Annotated in this window: 16 protein-coding genes; 3 read left to right on the forward strand and 13 right to left on the reverse strand. The window is 37.5% G+C overall.

Going from position 1 to position 17,132, the window contains the following annotated elements; all coding sequences use genetic code 11:
• The first annotated feature begins 160 nt into the window (after positions 1-160).
• On the forward strand, positions 161-1,177 hold the full coding sequence (locus tag BTHG_RS09415; protein ID WP_010676505.1) for a DUF1646 family protein: 1,017 nt from the start codon (positions 161-163) through the stop codon (positions 1,175-1,177).
• A 79-nt stretch (positions 1,178-1,256) separates the two neighbouring features.
• On the opposite strand, the gene BTHG_RS09420 is transcribed toward BTHG_RS09415, so the two are convergent.
• Positions 1,257-1,673 carry a DUF1284 domain-containing protein gene (locus BTHG_RS09420; protein ID WP_010676506.1) on the reverse strand — a complete coding sequence of 139 codons (417 nt, stop codon included), beginning with the start codon at positions 1,671-1,673 and terminating at the stop codon, positions 1,257-1,259.
• Between the two features lie 186 nt (positions 1,674-1,859).
• Here BTHG_RS09420 and BTHG_RS09425 point away from each other — a divergent pair, with 186 nt between their 5' ends.
• Entirely contained in the window at positions 1,860-2,882 is a 1,023-nt protein-coding gene (locus BTHG_RS09425; protein ID WP_010676507.1) for a serine hydrolase domain-containing protein, read from the forward strand.
• Positions 2,883-3,559: 677 nt separating this feature from the next.
• On the opposite strand, the gene BTHG_RS09430 is transcribed toward BTHG_RS09425, so the two are convergent.
• The 5 genes from BTHG_RS09430 to BTHG_RS09450 all read right to left on the reverse strand — a co-directional run bounded on the left by BTHG_RS09430 (position 3,560) and on the right by BTHG_RS09450 (position 7,625).
• Entirely contained in the window at positions 3,560-4,084 is a 525-nt protein-coding gene (locus tag BTHG_RS09430; protein ID WP_010676508.1) for a PepSY domain-containing protein, read from the reverse strand.
• Between the two features lie 108 nt (positions 4,085-4,192).
• Positions 4,193-4,915, reverse strand: a complete 723-nt coding sequence (locus tag BTHG_RS25760) for a PepSY domain-containing protein (RefSeq protein WP_010676509.1) — start codon at positions 4,913-4,915, stop codon at positions 4,193-4,195.
• Between the two features lie 53 nt (positions 4,916-4,968).
• Positions 4,969-6,327 (reverse strand): sensor histidine kinase, encoded by a 1,359-nt coding sequence (locus BTHG_RS09440; RefSeq protein ID WP_010676510.1) that lies wholly within the window; start codon positions 6,325-6,327, stop codon positions 4,969-4,971.
• Positions 6,324-7,028 carry a response regulator transcription factor gene (locus BTHG_RS09445; RefSeq protein ID WP_010676511.1) on the reverse strand — a complete coding sequence of 235 codons (705 nt, stop codon included), beginning with the start codon at positions 7,026-7,028 and terminating at the stop codon, positions 6,324-6,326. The genes BTHG_RS09440 and BTHG_RS09445 overlap by 4 nt, the downstream gene beginning before the upstream one ends.
• A gap of 39 nt (positions 7,029-7,067) precedes the next feature.
• The gene (locus BTHG_RS09450) at positions 7,068-7,625 is read right to left on the reverse strand and encodes a TVP38/TMEM64 family protein (protein ID WP_010676512.1); all 558 of its coding nucleotides are present in this window, start codon (positions 7,623-7,625) and stop codon (positions 7,068-7,070) included.
• A 375-nt stretch (positions 7,626-8,000) separates the two neighbouring features.
• Here BTHG_RS09450 and BTHG_RS09460 point away from each other — a divergent pair, with 375 nt between their 5' ends.
• Positions 8,001-8,213: a hypothetical protein gene (locus tag BTHG_RS09460; protein ID WP_010676513.1), complete on the forward strand. Its 213-nt coding sequence runs from the start codon at positions 8,001-8,003 to the stop codon at positions 8,211-8,213.
• A 56-nt stretch (positions 8,214-8,269) separates the two neighbouring features.
• On the opposite strand, the gene BTHG_RS09465 is transcribed toward BTHG_RS09460, so the two are convergent.
• The 7 genes from BTHG_RS09465 to BTHG_RS09495 all read right to left on the reverse strand — a co-directional run bounded on the left by BTHG_RS09465 (position 8,270) and on the right by BTHG_RS09495 (position 17,053).
• Positions 8,270-9,496 (reverse strand): DUF438 domain-containing protein, encoded by a 1,227-nt coding sequence (locus BTHG_RS09465; RefSeq protein ID WP_010676514.1) that lies wholly within the window; start codon positions 9,494-9,496, stop codon positions 8,270-8,272.
• Between the two features lie 332 nt (positions 9,497-9,828).
• Entirely contained in the window at positions 9,829-10,125 is a 297-nt protein-coding gene (locus BTHG_RS09470; RefSeq protein ID WP_010676515.1) for a HesB/YadR/YfhF family protein, read from the reverse strand.
• 174 nt (positions 10,126-10,299) lie between these two features.
• On the reverse strand, positions 10,300-10,449 hold the full coding sequence (locus BTHG_RS27065) for a hypothetical protein (protein WP_187370772.1): 150 nt from the start codon (positions 10,447-10,449) through the stop codon (positions 10,300-10,302).
• Positions 10,449-11,900 carry a carbon starvation CstA family protein gene (locus BTHG_RS09480; protein WP_010676516.1) on the reverse strand — a complete coding sequence of 484 codons (1,452 nt, stop codon included), beginning with the start codon at positions 11,898-11,900 and terminating at the stop codon, positions 10,449-10,451. Before BTHG_RS09480 ends, BTHG_RS27065 begins: the two co-directional genes overlap by 1 nt.
• 161 nt (positions 11,901-12,061) lie before the next feature.
• Entirely contained in the window at positions 12,062-12,793 is a 732-nt protein-coding gene (locus tag BTHG_RS09485) for a LytR/AlgR family response regulator transcription factor (protein WP_010676517.1), read from the reverse strand.
• Between the two features lies 1 nt (position 12,794).
• Positions 12,795-14,531: a sensor histidine kinase gene (locus tag BTHG_RS09490; RefSeq protein ID WP_010676518.1), complete on the reverse strand. Its 1,737-nt coding sequence runs from the start codon at positions 14,529-14,531 to the stop codon at positions 12,795-12,797.
• Between the two features lie 230 nt (positions 14,532-14,761).
• Positions 14,762-17,053, reverse strand: a complete 2,292-nt coding sequence (locus BTHG_RS09495; RefSeq protein WP_010676519.1) for a beta-glucosidase — start codon at positions 17,051-17,053, stop codon at positions 14,762-14,764.
• Positions 17,054-17,132 lie beyond the last annotated feature (79 nt).

The raw sequence follows: 17,132 nt of genomic DNA on the forward strand, positions 1-17,132 counted from the left end.
TAATTACGTTGGTAATTGTCAATGAAATTATATGTATCCTACATAATTCCCATTTTCACTTGATATTTCGAATGAAAAAAGGTTGGAAAGTTTGTCCGATTAGCGCATATGAATATAGTACTTGCATCTGGGACTATATAATAAAGTTGAGGTAATGTGAATGATTATCGGATTGTTAGTGATTCTCGTCCTTGTTCTGTTTTTGCCATTTTCGGTAAAGCTTGTTGAGAAGAATTTAGAAGTGTTTTTGTTTTTCATGGGGCTACTTGCCGCAGTAGTAAGTGGTGTGTTCAACAGTCAACTATTTGTGAGAGCATCTGTGGATCCAATTAAAATTACACTGGCTGTTTTTGTGGCTGGGCTTTTATTTAAGTGGTTCCATTCTCCACTACAAAAATCTATCGTTGGGCTAAGTAGAAAAATTCCATTTCGATTGTTTATTGGATGGGTCGTTATTTTTCTCGGGCTCATTTCCAGTATTATTACAGCAATCATAGCGGCACTTGTCCTTGTGTTAATCGTGACATCACTAAGACTTGAGCGTGGTTCTGCGATTCGTTTTGTTGTGATTGCCTGTTTTTCAATTGGATTAGGTGCTGCGTTAACACCAATTGGAGAACCGTTATCGACAATTGCAATCAGTAAACTAAATGAAACGTTTTTCTTTTTAACTGGGTTAATTGGCCCTCAGATTTTTGCTTCCTTTCTTATTTTTGGTATATTGGCTGCCCTAGTTGTAGAACCACCAAAACGGAATAAAGGGCTAGTAGAAAAAGAATCAAATATAGAAGCATATGAGGAAATTTTCGTACGAGCTTTAAAGATTTACTTCTTTGTGATGGGATTAACCTTATTAGGCGCAGGCTTTGAGCCAATGATTAATCGTTATTTCATCGGTCTTGATCCGCTCCTTCTCTATTGGTTAAATATGATTTCTGCAATTCTTGATAATGCCACTTTAGCTGCTGCTGAAATCAGTCCAGCGATGGACCATTTTACAATCCAATCCATTTTACTAGGCTTATTGATTAGTGGCGGTATGCTAATTCCCGGGAATATTCCGAATATCATTGCCGCGGGAAAATTAGATATTACCAGTAAAGAATGGGCAAAGTTTGGGGTCCCACTAGGACTATGCATCATGCTCGGTTACTTTTTCATTATCTATTTCGCATAAAAAAAAATGCCTGACTGAACAGCACCAAAAATTTGTTAGACACAAGATAACAATTTTGGTGCCGTTTATTAGGCATTTTCTAATTGACTTCTCGTAATCCTTTTCCATCAAGGATTTCTTGTATCCCTTCTTCGCAAACACCATAGGAGCGCCACGAACAAGATTCGCAGACTGTTTGAATATCAGATGGAATGACATACTTTTTGATTCTTAATTCAATGTCTTCCCATCTTAAAATATTCCCTATTCGGATGCCGACTTTTTCTAGAATGAGAGTATCCCTTTCAAAGATGGAGCCGTCTTCACAATGGTATTTGCCATTGTTTGGGTACTTTTCGCATAAGTGATCGGGTCCTTTTACAATTTGAACAAGTGTCTTCGGATTCTTTCTAAGGGTTTGATGGACAATCGTCATATTTTCCACATATTCCTGAGAATAGCCCATTCCTCGGTAACCCAAAAGGCAAAATAAATGATGACCTCGCAGTTTGTACATACTAATCCCCCTGTATTTTTTGTCAACTTAATTTCATATGAAGTTTACATATATTTTATCTTATCATTTATTAAAAACAAAACTATCGACCTACCGGAAAAATATGGTATTCTCTTGTAGAGTCCCTGAATATAATAGATGTTTGTTTCTAACGCCAATTGGAATATGGAATAAGGAGTTAAATCAATGATGCTAAATGTTAAAATACATGATCGAATAGATGAATTTTGTAAAGAAAGTAATTTCTCTGGAGTGGTACTTGCAAAACAAAAAAATGACAAATTAATAGAATTCGCTTATGGGTATTCAAATAGAGCGGAAGAAGTAACTAATAAAATTGATACCCGGTTTGGAATTGCATCAGGTTGCAAACTTTTTACCGCTATCGCAATATGCCAGTTGGTTGAAAAGGGTTTAGTAACAGTAGATACAAAACTAAAAGATTGCTTGGAAATTGAGCTCCCCAACTTTGATGAAAGGATTACCGTCCAACACTTGTTAACTCATACTTCAGGTGTCCCTGATTACTTTGATGAAGAGGTTATGGATGATTTCGAGGAGCTTTGGAAAGAAAACCCGATGTACCTAATTAGAGGCCTGAAGGATTTCCTCCCTTTATTCCAGGATCAAAAAATGATGTTTCAGCCTGGTGAAAAGTTTCATTATAACAATGCCGGTTACATTTTATTAGGACTAATCATTGAGGAAAAAACCGGAAAAACTTTTACTAATTATGTGATGGAGAATATTTTCAAGCCTTGTGAAATGGAGGATTCTGGATATTTTTCCCTCGATAGTCTTCCTAAAAATACAGCACTTGGGTATATTGATAACGAAGAAGATGGTACATGGCGAACAAATATGTATTCAATTCCCGTTAAAGGTGGGTCTGATGGAGGAGCATTTGTCACTGCAACTGATATGTTGAAGCTATGGGACGGACTCCTAGATGGTAAATTACTAAGCAAGGAAATGACTAAACTACTAGTAACGCCTCACGCACAAGCTGAAGATGATGAATATTACGGATTCGGCATTTGGATTAGTAAAAGAGAATCCGAGATTTATAAATATCATGTTATGGGGTACGACCCGGGGGTAAGTTTTGCTTCATCCTATTACCCTGATACCGGCATTACCCTTGTCATTCCATCAAATCAATCATATGGGCCACATGATGTAACGGATATTTTTGAGGAAAATAAGTAAAAAAAAAGAGGCCAGGATTTCGTTAAACTGCTCCGATTTGAGGTGCAATTCCCAAAACCACCTAGTTTAGTACCAAAATCACAGAAGCCTTAACAACAGCGTCTATTTCTGAATTTATCACAGCGTCTTTTAAATCTTCGATATTTAGGTTAACTGAAATTGAGTCATAATTAATTCCTCCACTTTGTTTTCGTCGCCTGTTAACATTGAAGGGATTAATGTGACTCTTTTTTTTACACAATTATATGGACTTTATCCAATCGAATAATTAGTAAAAGTATTATATGCGGAGATTTTCCGGTTAAAATCATAATTGAACTCGTTTCGGGGTATATAAGGGGAGGTTTTCCGGTTATGGAAAACAAAATCCTCCATTTCCACGCTTTTCAAGTCAATAGGCGAAATCTCTCCGTCTATTTAAGCATTTTTTAATAAAAATCACTTAATAAACGAAATTTTTCCGTCTATTTATAAGCCCAGGTGCTTAACCTAACCTATTCCCCTACCGATGTTGTCAATTACTATGTCAAAGTTGATAAAATTTCGTAGAACCTTTGATAAATAAAGAAAAAGACGTATGCCAATCCATACGTCAATTTTTGTGCTATTTATTAAGAATGCATCCGAAAACGGAACCTTTTAGGATTTCGTCCTGGTCTCATTTATTTTTTTACCTATTAGATTTGGTCATCGTTGTAATCATCATCGTCATCGATTTCCTTTTTCAAAATCGTTCCGTCTACTACAGAGATCTTCATTTCGACTTCTTTACCCTCATGCTTCATTTCAATTTCATAGTAGCCGTCATCATCTAACTCGATTTCTGTAATTTTACCTGGGGTATCCTTTGTTGCAATTGAAATGGCTTGCTCTTTTGAAATTTTCACCGTAGCTCCAGATGCTTGAGAAGTAATTCGCTCATCATCACGGTCATCATCCACTTTTACAACTTTTCCAGTAGTTGCATTTATGACTACTTCTGCATCATCATGTGCACCTGTAAGTTCAACTTCATAAACAAGTTCTCCATTCTCACGATCAAGTTCCAGTTCCTCAACTTGTGCTCCATTAACCTCTTGAGTCGCGATTTCTTTTGCTTTTGTAAAAGGTACTTGCGCTTCCTTTGCAATCGCACTGACACCGACTGCCCCTCCTAATACAACCGTCCCTACAATTCCTAGTATTACAAGTTTTTTCTTCATTTTTGTTTCCTCCTTTGTTTGAACTATCTTTATCATAGACAATGAAAATGAGGAAGCTCAGATAATAAAATGAGAAATTGATGAGAAACATATGAGTGTTTCTAAGAATTAGTCCTCCAAAACAATCGAGATGACTTCACCTGATATTGCGTGAACCTGCACGATTTTTTCTTCTCCTTGGTCTGTTTCCACCTCTACAAAATAAGAGTACTGCCCCTCTTCTTCTTCAAGCTCAACCTCATCAACAACACCTTTTACATGTTGTAATGCTAGCTCAATAGCCTGTTGCTCTGAAATTTGTTGTACTGGGGGCTCAGGTGTGCTAGGCACTTGTTCGGATGCGTTCTGTGGCTCCTTCCCATTTTGAACAACATCCACAATCTCACCTGTTATTGCTTGTAATTTATAAGTTGATCCTGTTTCACCCTCTACCACTGTTGCATAATAATATACTTCATCTTGCTCGATTTTCTTATCGATTGTTTTAATTTCTCCCGCTTGCTCTTTTGCTAAAATTTCCCGAATTTCAGCCTCTGTTTTTTCCTGAGACTTCTCGGAAATCTTTGTTAAATTTATAATATCACCTGTCTTCCGATGAACGTCTATTTCATAATTGCCCTGTTTATTTTCAAATGTAATTTTATAAACGTCCCCTTCCAGACTCACTTCTGGATTTTTCCCGCTATACATTTTTTCTACAATATCGATGGCATCACTTTCTGACAAAGGTTCTGCAGACGTATAAGTCTTGGTTAGTTGCCAAATGACAAAGGCTGCAATCAAGATGCCTGTTATTGCCAACAAACTATTCCGAAGGGTTTTGTTTCTCATTGCGTTCACTCCATCATCCTTTTGTATCCACTATATACAATTTTTATGAGAAATTAATGAGAATCGTCATGCGAAAGCACAATATTAGCTGTAGTTCCTTTTCCTTCTATACTCTCTAAAAGGATTTTTACACCAATCACATCTGCTAATTCTTTTGCAAGTGAAAGTCCTAGGCCATATCCCCCAGTCTTCCTTGCTCTTGCCTTATCCACACGGTAAAAACGGTCAAACACCTTTTCTACATCATGTGCAGGAATTCCAACTCCCTGATCAATGATCTTAATACTTGGCCTTTTCCGTTCTCGTCCAATAACAACTATCACAGGTTTTTCACTATATTTCAGGGCATTTTCCATTAAAATATAAAAAATTTGTTTAAGCTTTTGTTTGTCCGTTTTTACATTGCATTCCTCTTCAACAATAATAGAAATCTCTCGTTTGTAGCCCTTTCGGAAGGAATTCACAGACTCATCCACAAGCTGAGAAAGTCGTATAGTTTCGATGTGAAGCTTCCATTGTTCATCATGTTTTGCTAGTAGTAAAAGTTGTTGAGTTAATTCCCGCATATGGATGGCTTCAGACTGAATTGCATCGACCGCTTCATGAAAAAGCTTCGGGTCCGATTGTCCTCTCCGTTCTAATAGGCTTGCATATGAATCAATAACAGTTAATGGTGTTTTTAACTCGTGTGATGCGTTAGAGACGAAATTCTCCTGCTTCTCATAGTTCACTTCAAGTAAATCCATCATTTCATTAAATGTTTGACCCATTTCATACAGTTCATCTTTTGATTCCTTTGATAATTCAATTCGTTTGTATTCTCCGCTTTTTCGAATTTCTCGCATCGTCTGAATCATTGTCGTAATTGGCTGAGTGATGACATTACTAAGCAGCCTTGTTGACACTAGAACTGGAATGGTTGCAATCAAAGTCACTACTAGTAAAACCAGGCTTAATGTTTGTAAGTTATTTGCTGTAGCCGAGAGATTTTCAATCACTTGAAGCTCGGCTACTTCCCCATCTACCCAAATAATAGGAAATGACACGAAGGCATGTGGAGCTCCGTTATATTTAATAATTTGTCGTTGTTTCGTTTTATAGTATGCAGTTGAAACTTTCTCTAACTCCTGTTGTTCAGGAACAAGTGCTCTTGCAGCAATACTCCCATCTGGTCGCACTACCTGCAGCATTCCATCAATAGGAAGATATGTACGCAGTAAAGCTTGTGCTGAAACAGAATGACCTGTTTGAGATATACCATTTATCGCACGTTCTGCCTCAGCCTCCGTTCGATCCAATTCGCTTTTTAGCATGATGTGGCTAAAGGTAAAATAAGAAGTAATATTGATTATAATAAGCAAAATGATAAAAACTACAGCAGTGAACAAATTAATCTTTTTTCGCAGTTTCATTTCGATTCCTTCATCACATAGCCGACTCCACGCACTGTATGAATCAATGGCTCGCCATATGGTTTATCCATCTTATTTCGTAAATAGCGGATATACACATCGACTATATTTGTATCTCCGTAGTAGTCATAACCCCATACAGCATTTAATAGTTGCTCCCTATTTAAAACCTGACGTGGGTGTTTCATTAAATAGGCAAGTAAGTCAAATTCACGAGGGGTTAGCTCAATTGGATTATTCTTACGAATCACTTCATGTGTACTTTCACTCAGTTTTAAATCCCCAATAACAATCCAGTCATCTGTATGATCTTCTTTAGATGTTTCCTGGTTACGATTATTGCGTAGTGCCACTCGAATACGTGCAAGTAGTTCTTCAATTTTGAACGGCTTTGTCACATAATCATTTGCTCCCAAATCGAGGCCAGACACTTTGTCCTCAACAGAGTCTTTTGCAGTCAATAGGATAACGGGTGTGGCAGAGTTTGCAGCGCGGATCCGCCTAAGCACCTCGATTCCGCTGATGCCAGGTAACATGACATCAAGAAGGAGTAAATCCCAATTTTCCTCTTGGAACATCTGCAGACCTGTATTGCCATCAAAGGCTTTTCCGGTTTCATAGCCTTCATATGTTAATTCAAGCTCCAATACGCGCGCGATCTTCTCTTCATCTTCTACAATTAAAATTCGTTGTTTCTCCATCTCCAATCCACCCTCATTTCTATGTAACTATAACTATTTCTATGTGTGTTCCTTTTTTACTAGTTTAGCCAAAATATAAAGGATTCCAACAATCGAAACGATTGTTAGTACGATTTTCCCTTCCATCGTTCCTGATGTGACATGGTGCACCGAGTAAACCTCGATTAGTAAGGAAGGAATCTTTCCAAGTGAGCTTGCTATTAGAAAGACGATGAAACTCACTTCACCAATTGCAGCTGTAAAGGTAACTACCCCTGAAGGAATAAAAGGGAACAATCGTAATAGCAGAATAATCATGAACGCATCCTTTCCCTTAGCGGAAAGCAGTTTTCGAATAAGCAAAGATTTGTGTTTCCTCTTATCAATGAACCTCTTAAACCCTTTACGGTATAACCAAAATGACAAAATCGCTCCTAAAGCTTCTCCGCTAAAGGAGATGAGTGTCCCTTTCCAAATACCAAAAACGAGAAGATTTGCAGCTGTAATAAAGACGCTAGGAAGTACACCAAAAATGCTAACAACAATATTTAGTAACAAGCTTATGATAACTGCATATGCCTCGTTATGTATAAGAATTTCTACTATTCTCTCCTGCATGGATATCCTCCGTAATGTACTTGTTCTTATTATGCCATATTATTCGTTCTAAAAAAGACCGCATGGATGAAAAGAATCCATGCGAACTTAAACACTACTTATTCTTCTTCAATTTCTTCCTCTTCGGACCTTGGTCTTCTACCCCAAAAGAATTCCCATGCATCAACTGGTCGGAACTCCTGCTCTTCACGGTTTGCGTTTTCTTTCTTATCAGCCAAAACCAACACCTCCCCAATTCAGTTGTCGTATTATCCTATTCAGGAGGGTGCGTAATGTTTTTCAAATCTGCCTATTTTAAATGGAATTTCTAGATGGACGGAAGGTGGAGGAACTTGTATACTGTAAATGTAAATATTTTGAAGAGGTGATTTACAGATGGCAAAATCAAACGCTCGTAAAAAACGAGAGAAGCTTGTTCGCGAAGGAAAGCGAAATCCAGAGAACGGGAGAAGCCCATTTGCACTGTTTGACATGCAATCAAGGCTAACAAAAACGAAAAAAGATCACTTATACCGCACTAAACATAAGAACCAATCATTCACAGATGGAAATGATGGTTCTTTTTTATTTGTTTTTTTGAGACAGTGACTATAAAAGTACCATAAAAAATGCTGACAACCAAAATGTCAGCATCTTTGTATCCCCTATGATAAAATCCTTTTTTCTCCCTCAAGTTCCTTAATTGGTGCGATGTTTTGGGTAAACTCTAAAGTCCCTACATATTCTCCAGCCTCATCACGGACAGCAAAGTATCTGATATACACATATTTACCTTTCGCTTTAATCCAAAAATCCTCGACATCTTTTTTACCTAATTTGAAGTCTTCCAGTAATTCTTCAACTACGTGAACGCTTCTTGGCGGATGACAGTTTTGAACAGTTCTACCAATTACAGCTTTTGTCCTTGCAAAAATGCGTTCTCTTCCTTTAGAAAAGTACCGAACAACATCATCCTTATCAATAAATGTAATATCAACGGGTAAATGGTTTAATAGTAATTCAAGTTGTTTTAAGGATAAGATGCCTGTTTCCATTTTAATATAGCCTTTCGTTGCAATCTCTTCCGTATTGATCACGCTTCGCTCTGGTTTCCAATCTTCAGGCGAAATTAAACAAAATCCAATTTCATCACTTTCATGGGCAATTTTAAGCCATTCATCTTCGGTTAAATGAGTTAATGACATAGGGAAAAGGATATTTTCCTCTCGATAAATCATTTCATCTACTTGATTACTGAAAAAGTTCACAACTTCAACGACCGACTGTTTATCTCCATCGTAATGGGAGAGCATCGTTTTCGCATCTTTTATTGCATCACGAATAAAATCATCAATTTTCCACATCATATTCGTTGGTCCATAAATTCCGTACTTTTCTAAGTATGGAAAGAGAAGCTGTTCTTTTCGTTCATAATGCTTTCCGATATCCAATAAAAGATTACAATCCTCAAGTAAATTCAATCGAGTTTCTAGGTGATCATCGAGTTCAAATAGCTCCAAATGTGGCTTAATTCTTTCGTTTACTAGCTTTTCTAATTCTCTATTTTCTAGCTTAAATGTATGCACCGGATGTCCAGGTTGCTCTTCAAGACGAGACACCCTATTTTCTTCAATTACATCTTTAAAAATTTCCCGATGCTTTGAACAAATTTCCGTTGCCTCATGTGCCTGCATATTCTCTTCTTCCATTAACACATGTTGCAATTTGGTAACTTCCTCAATTGTAATCGTTCCTACTTTATCTGCTAATTTGGATTTTACCTCTTCTACCGATTTTCCTTGATGCAAATCTAAAAAGCTTTGTTTTATAATGGCCTCTCTCTCTAAATGACTGATTTTATGTTGTTCTCGATTATTAATAAGCTCACTCACACAAATTTCTCCTTTCAAACTATACTTGTTATGTTTGAAAATAGCATAGTTCCAGGTAAAAATTTGTGATACCAATCACATCGACAATAGAAAAGGCTCACATCTGTGAGCCTACAGAGTGTAGACAAAGTCAGTGCTGACTTTGTCTACACGAATTATTAAGGATATCTAACTATTAATTCTATTCCCAGACTGTCTTGCGAACGCTTGTCAGACAAGGCGCGCAGCTGAGCGAAGACGCGAATAGAAGTTGCCGAATGAGCGCAACGAGCGAGGCAAGCAACGCAGTATGCGAGCGTTTGTCAACAGTCTAAAGGCTCACATCTGTGAGCCTATGGTTTTGGATATTGGTACTCCAATTCATCTTTATCTGGATTATAATCAACGATGAGGTTATGACCATTGAAAAACCAGATATCATCTTCTTCTACATAAAATTCAATATTATCAACTTTTTGACTGGCATGAATTTGGATGGGTTCGTCGTGTGTTGAAAAGGCAAGTGAATATTTTTCTTGTACCGGGCTACTTCCGTAAAACATCGGATAGAAACGTACTGTATCCCCTTCTTTCACGCCTATATCTTCCTTAAACCATTTTAAAGCAGCTTCACTTATTGTCATTTCCATATGTATGAACCTCCTTGATGTCCCTTTGCGATATTTTACGCAGAATTACGGACTTTATTAACTTTATAGTACTAAAGTTTTCATAGATAGGAAAACAACGAATTTGTGAAATCTTTCTCAAACAAAAAAATAGTGCACGCAATCCCTTACGATTACGTGCACATTTTACTAATTCTATAAGAGAATAAACGCGATTGTAGCACTAACAATAATAGCTACGCTCACAATTTTTCCCCAAATGGGAAATGTTTCTTTCGGATTTTGATTTACCTTTTTCTCTTGATCCTCGACTACCTTCCGATATTCAGGACCGCAGCATCCCATTAGGATACCTTCTTGTAGTGAGAAATATCGATTTCTAATGGAATATTTGCAGCACGGGCTTTATTGGCTTGACGGAAGAATAACACCAACAACAATGCAGTGCCTGCAAATCCACCGTACCATGAAATATCCATTGGTAAACGGAACCCGATTTGAGCATTCAAGATATAAGTGATAACCATACAAAGCATGAATGTACCTGGTATTAATGAGATCCAGTAGTTCTTTTTCGCAATGTATAAATACATAGCACCTACGAAAAGAGCAATTACTGCTGTAGCTTGGTTCGCCCAGCTAAAATATCTCCATAGGATGTTGAAATCGATTTGAGTAAGAACAACAGAAATTGCGAATAATGGAACAGCAATCCATAGACGGCTTGACATTTTCTTTTGAGCCATATTTAGATATTCAGCAATAATCATACGCGCACTACGGAATGCAGTATCCCCAGAAGTAATTGGTAAGACGATAACCCCTAATACGGCTAGTGTTCCACCAATTGCTCCTAACATTAATGTTGAAACTTCACTTACAATTGCTCCTGGTCCACCAGCTGCAAGAAGTTCTTGTAATCCACCGTAACCATCAAATAAGCTCATTGCTGCTGCTGCCCAGATCATTGCAATGATACCTTCAGCAATCATCATACCGTAGAAAATTTTACGTCCTTGACTTTCCTTCTGTGTAGTACGTGAAATAATTGGTGTTTGTGTAGCATGGAATCCAGATAAAGCACCACAAGTGATTGTAAAGAACAATAATGGGAAGATTGGTGCATTATCAGGATGGAAATTTGATAATGAAATTTCTGGAATTGGTGCACCTTTCACTATTAATCCAACTCCAATACCTACAGCACTGATTAGAAGGATTGCACCGAAATATGGATACAGACGACCGATAATTTTATCAACTGGCAATAAAGTAGCCAAAATATAATATAGGAAAATAACAGCGATAAGAATTCCTAATGCAACTTTTCCGTCCAACAATAAGTTTAAAAGAGCTGCTGGTGTTGAAACGAATACAGTACCAACTAATAATAGTAGTAAAACAGCAAAAGCGTTAACGACGTGTTTCATTGCCTTACCTAAAAACTTAGTGGCAAGCTCTGGTAAGTGAGCCCCTTTATTACGAATGGATATCATTCCTGTTAAATAATCATGGACCGCACCAGCAAAAATACATCCCACAACGATCCAAATGAATGCGACTGGTCCGTAAAGCGCTCCCATAATTGGGCCGAATACAGGTCCAGTACCCGCAATATTTAGTAGCTGAATCAATGAGTTTTTCTTTGTGCTCATTGGAATGTAATCTACTCCATCAGCATCTACATAAGCTGGAGTCGCTCGTTCTTCCTTAACCCCAAATACTTTTTCCACGTATTTACCATACGTAAAGTATCCAATGATTAACAAAACAATACTCGCTAAAAATGTAATCATTTTATTTCCCCCTTATTCCCTTTATTGAAAAGTATGAATGCGTTTACATTTATTATAGTATTTTAATAGGATTATAGGAGGGTTTATGATTAAAAGGTAGAAATTCGACAATAACGTGTCAAAATTGTGAACTAAAATGCAAAATTTCTACCTCTTCATTTTTAGATTTCTAATTTCGCTCGTAATGCTTTTACATAATTTCGACTAACTGAAAGCTGTTCTTTTCTTCCTTCAATTTCTAATTGATAAGCACCATTAAACCAAGGTGTGAGGCGTGTGACATATTTTAAATTAACTAGGAAGCTTTTATGAATGCGAAAGAATCCGAATGAATCGAGTCTGCTTTCAAATTCTTTAAGCTGTGTTTTCGATTCATATTCATCCAGCTTTGTAATAAGCTTTGTTACTTTTTCATCTCTCACAATATATAAAATATCCTTAGGGTCAAGGTAGATAATCTCCCCGCTTGTATCAATCGCTAACTTCCCATTTTGTTTTGCATTTTCTTTTTCCTCAGAAGTGTGGAACTGCTTTTCAATTCGTTTCACCGTTTCTTCTAGCTGTTCCTCATCAAATGGTTTTAACAAATAGTCAATGGCATTATAACGAAACGCCTCAACAGCGAATTCCGGATAAGCAGTGGCAAACACGATAAGTGGCGCCTTTTTCAACTCTAAAAGGGCCTTTGCTGCGTCCATGCCATTTACCTTTGGCATTTCAACATCTAAAAAAACAACATCTGGTTGAAGCTGAATGGCTTTCAATATCGCAGCCTCTCCTGAATCTGCTTCTCCAACTATTTGAATGGATGGATAGGCCTCTAATAAATGAGACAGTTCATCACGGCTATATAATTCATCATCAACAATTAATGTTTTAATTTTTGTTTCCATATTAAATAGCCTCCGTTAGTGGTATTGAAAAAGCAATTTCCGTTCCTTTATTCACTTCGCTTTTAATGACTAATGCTGATTTTTCACCAAATAGCATTGTGAGTCTACGGTTAACATTATATAAAGCAACACCACTACCTTTTTCTGACTTTATTGGGGCAATCGAAATTTGTTTTGCACGGTTTTCACTCATCCCCACTCCATTGTCCTCAACCTTAACGTAAACACAGTCAGTTCCTTTATGAATCGATATACCTACATAGAAATCCCCATCTTGATTCTTCATTCCATGCTTGATTGCATTTTCCACAATTGGTTGTAGCGTTAAAGGGGGTATTTGTTGAGCAAGAGCCCCTGCCTCAATCTTGTAATCTACTTTTAACTTATCAACAAACCTTGTTTCCTCGATTTCTAAATACGCTTTCACCTGGCGAAGTTCCTGTTCTAGCGTTGTCACATTTTGTGTTGTTACAGATAGGTTTTGTCGTAAAAAATGTGACAGAGAAACGAGTAATTTCCTCGCCTTTGTTGGATCTCTTCTTACTAGTGAGAGTATCGTATTAAGGGTATTAAAAAGAAAATGCGGACTAATTTGAGCTTGAAGTACTTTGATTTCTGCTTCCTTTGCAAGCTGGATTGCCTTATCTGCTTCCGCAATTTCAAGCTGATTACTTAAAAGAGAACTCAAACCTGAAATAAGCTCTGTCACAACAGGTGTAATTTCTTTTTCAGAACGAAAATAGAATTTTAACGTTCCAATCGTTTCATCTCTTCTTTTTAGTGGAGCAATCACAACCGCTCCAAGTGGACAATCCTTATCTCGGCATTGAATCATTTTTTTGTTAGCGATTACAACCTTTCCATTATGAAGAACATCCATTGTAATTTGCGTTTGGATTGGCGACTGAGAACGATGATGGTCATGCCCAAGACCTACATGCGCCAGTATTTCGTGTGTGTTTGTCATTGCTACAGCTGTTGCTTGAATCTCATCTTGAATAATATGGCAAACAGCCTGTGCTGTTTCACGATTTAACCCGTTCCGTAAATACGCAAGTGTCTTGTCTGCAATACGAAGTGTTTTTTGAGCTTGAACAGCACCTACTCGTTCTCCTTCATTGATCACACTTTTAATGATCATAAGGAACACTGCACACCCTAATCCATTTGCGACAATCATCGGTATCCCAATAATTTCAACTAACGCCCACGCCTTTTCAAATGGACGAGAAATAAGAAGAATGACTAGCATTTGAAGTGCTTCTGCCGAGGCAGCAATGATAAATGCTGTACTTAGTTTCACATGCTTGTTCTTCTTATAAAAGTATCCCGAGATTAACCCTGCAATAATAGATGCAAAGCCACAGGAAAACGCAGTAAATCCGCCAAGGGTAAATCGATGTATGCCAGCAATTAGACCCGCTCCTAAACCAACCTTGTAACCACCAAGTAGACCTGCAAGGACAACACCAATTACCCTTGAGTTCGCTAAAGCTTCATCTGTGGTTAATCCAGAAACCCACCGGTCAAATTGTAGACTCTCGGTATTGAGACTTAAGCCGGTATACGTACCAATGATTCCAAAGAAACCAAAGAAGACAATTGCCACTAACTTCTGCCACCGATTCAACTCTTCCTGATACATCATCCCTCTGAAAAATTTTAATCTCGTTAAAATAAAAGCGATTGCAACAATGATTCCTAACCGCTCTAACATCGTCATTAAAAGTACGAACATAGACATGCTCCTTTTTTTGGGACAGGTTCCCTGCCCAATCATAGGGGTGTGGGACGCTGAACCTGTCCCTCTATCCCTATTGTATCAAGTTTTTTGGGGTTCGGGATAGTTTTTTGAGGGGGGGTGATTGAAAGTTTAATATGGTCTGATTATAAACAAAGAAAAAGACTACATCTATAGATTTTTTATCTTTAGACATAGTCCTGATCTTTATTTATTCATTAGCGTTATTATTGAAAAACGCCTTGTCCATTTACCCGAGCCAAGAACCCTGCAAGGTGTTCCTCTGTAAAACTACCACCGCTAAATGAAACCAATGCCCGAAGCGGCATGAATTTCATCATGGCTGCCATCATTTCTGCCCCCTCAGCATCTTCATCTACTGAGCTAAATAGAGGGCTTGATTCCTTTATCTTTGTAAAAAATTCATTTACTAATGGAGCCACTGAAGAGTCGCTCATTAAGTCTCCAATCGTTGAATTTCTATGATATGTTTTTTTAACAAAAACAGTTTGCTCCACTGTAATAGTCTGTTTTAATTCAATTCCAACAGAAGACTTTCCAACTAGAATATCAAATTCCCCACCTTCTACATGCCAATCTTTCATATCAACATTATAGTAAGCAAATGCTCTCTTATCTAATTCAAAAGATACTCTTTTTTCTTCACCTGGTTGAAGCTCTATCTTTTCAAATCCTTTTAGTTCTTTTTCAGGACGAATCATTGTGCTTTTAACGTCACGTACGTATAATTGAACAATTTCTTTACCGGCAACTTTTCCAATATTTTTTACAGTTACAGTAACTTTTACAGTTTCAGTATCTTTAAGAGTTGTTTTATCAACTTGGATATTTGTATATTCAAACTTCGTATAGCTTAAGCCAAATCCAAATGGGAAAAGCGGAGCTAGGTTTTTCTTATCGTAATAACGGTATCCAACAAATAAGCCTTCTTTGTATTCTACCTTATCACCCTCACCAGGGAAATTCAGATAAGAGGGGTTGTGCTCTAATGCAACTGGGAAGGTCTCAGCTAACTTACCGCTCGGGTTTGCTTCGCCAAATAATAAATCTGCAATTGCTCCACCTATTGCTTGACCAGCTAGGTAACCTTCAATAACCCCTTTAACCTTGCCTAACCATGGCATTTCAATTGGGGCCCCGTTACTTAATACAACAACAATATTGTCTTGAACTTCAGCCAAAGCGTCAATTATATGCTGTTGGTTCAAAGGTATACGTAAATGTGCTCTATCATATCCTTCAGATTCATAACGATCAGGTAATCCGATAAATAAAACAGTTACATCCGAATTCTGAGCAATAGCTCTTGCTTCTGTTACAAGAGTTTCATCGATGTCATCATTTGCAAGATTATAGCCATTAGCAAACTGAATTTGTGCAGACTCTCCTGCGACATTTTTAATTTCTTCTAAAATATTATCTAATTTAGTTGGTTTAATATGTGAGCTTCCACCACCTTGGTATCTTGGTGTTTGCGCAAAAGCACCGATAACTGAAATTTTAGCATCCTTCGAAAGCGGTAAAATATTAGTCTCATTTTTTAAGAGAACCATACTCTCAGTTGCAACTTCTCTTGCAAACTGATGGTGAGCTTCAATATCGTAAGATGCATTTTCTTTCTTATTATCAACAGCCATGAAAATGATCCGTAATAATCTTTCAACCGCTGCGTCTACTCTCTCTTCGCTTAATTTGCCACTCTTAACAGCTGCAACGATTTTTGCATCACCAATACCATTACTTGAAGGCATTTCAAGCTCAAGCCCTGCATTTAGGCCATCAGCACGTTCGTTAACAGCACCCCAGTCAGATACTACAAAACCTTCGTGGCCCCATTCTTCTTTTAAAATATCTGTTAATAGATATGGATCTTCCGATGCATAAGGACCATTTACTCGATTATACGAACACATGACTGTCCATGGTTGTGCTTTTTTTACCGCACCTTCGAAACTAGCAAGATAAATTTCGCGTAGGGTTCTTTCGTCAACAATTGCATCGACAGACATTCTTCTGTCCTCTTGGTTATTTACAGCAAAGTGTTTTAATGATGTTCCTACACCTTGGCTTTGTACCCCGTTAATATGACTAGCCGCCATTTCAGAAGATAAATAAGGGTCTTCAGAGAAATACTCAAAGTTTCTTCCGCAAAGTGGAGAACGTTTAATATTTGCACCCGGTCCTAGAATAACTGCTACATCTTCAGCTTGACATTCTTCTCCTAGGGCAACTCCAACTTTCGTGACTAAATCGCGGTTCCATGAACTTGCTAAACCGGCAGCTGATGGGAAACAAGTTGCTGGAACACTATCAAAAAGACCTAAATGATCTGCACCTTGTTTTTGTTTTCGTAAACCATGTGGCCCATCAGTTACCATAATTGAAGGGATTCCCAATCTTTCTACTCCCTTCAAATGCCAAAAGTCTAACCCTGAGCACATGCCTGCTTTTTCTTCTAAAGTCATTTGTGAAATTAAAGCTTTTATATCTCTACTCAAAGAAATTCTCCTTTCTACTATTCGTAATCTTTTTCATTATAATCGTATTTTTAAACTAATTTTGGTATTATATTTAGTA

Source organism: Bacillus timonensis, assembly GCF_000285535.1.
Lineage (GTDB): Bacteria > Bacillota > Bacilli > Bacillales > Bacillaceae_L > Ferdinandcohnia > Ferdinandcohnia timonensis.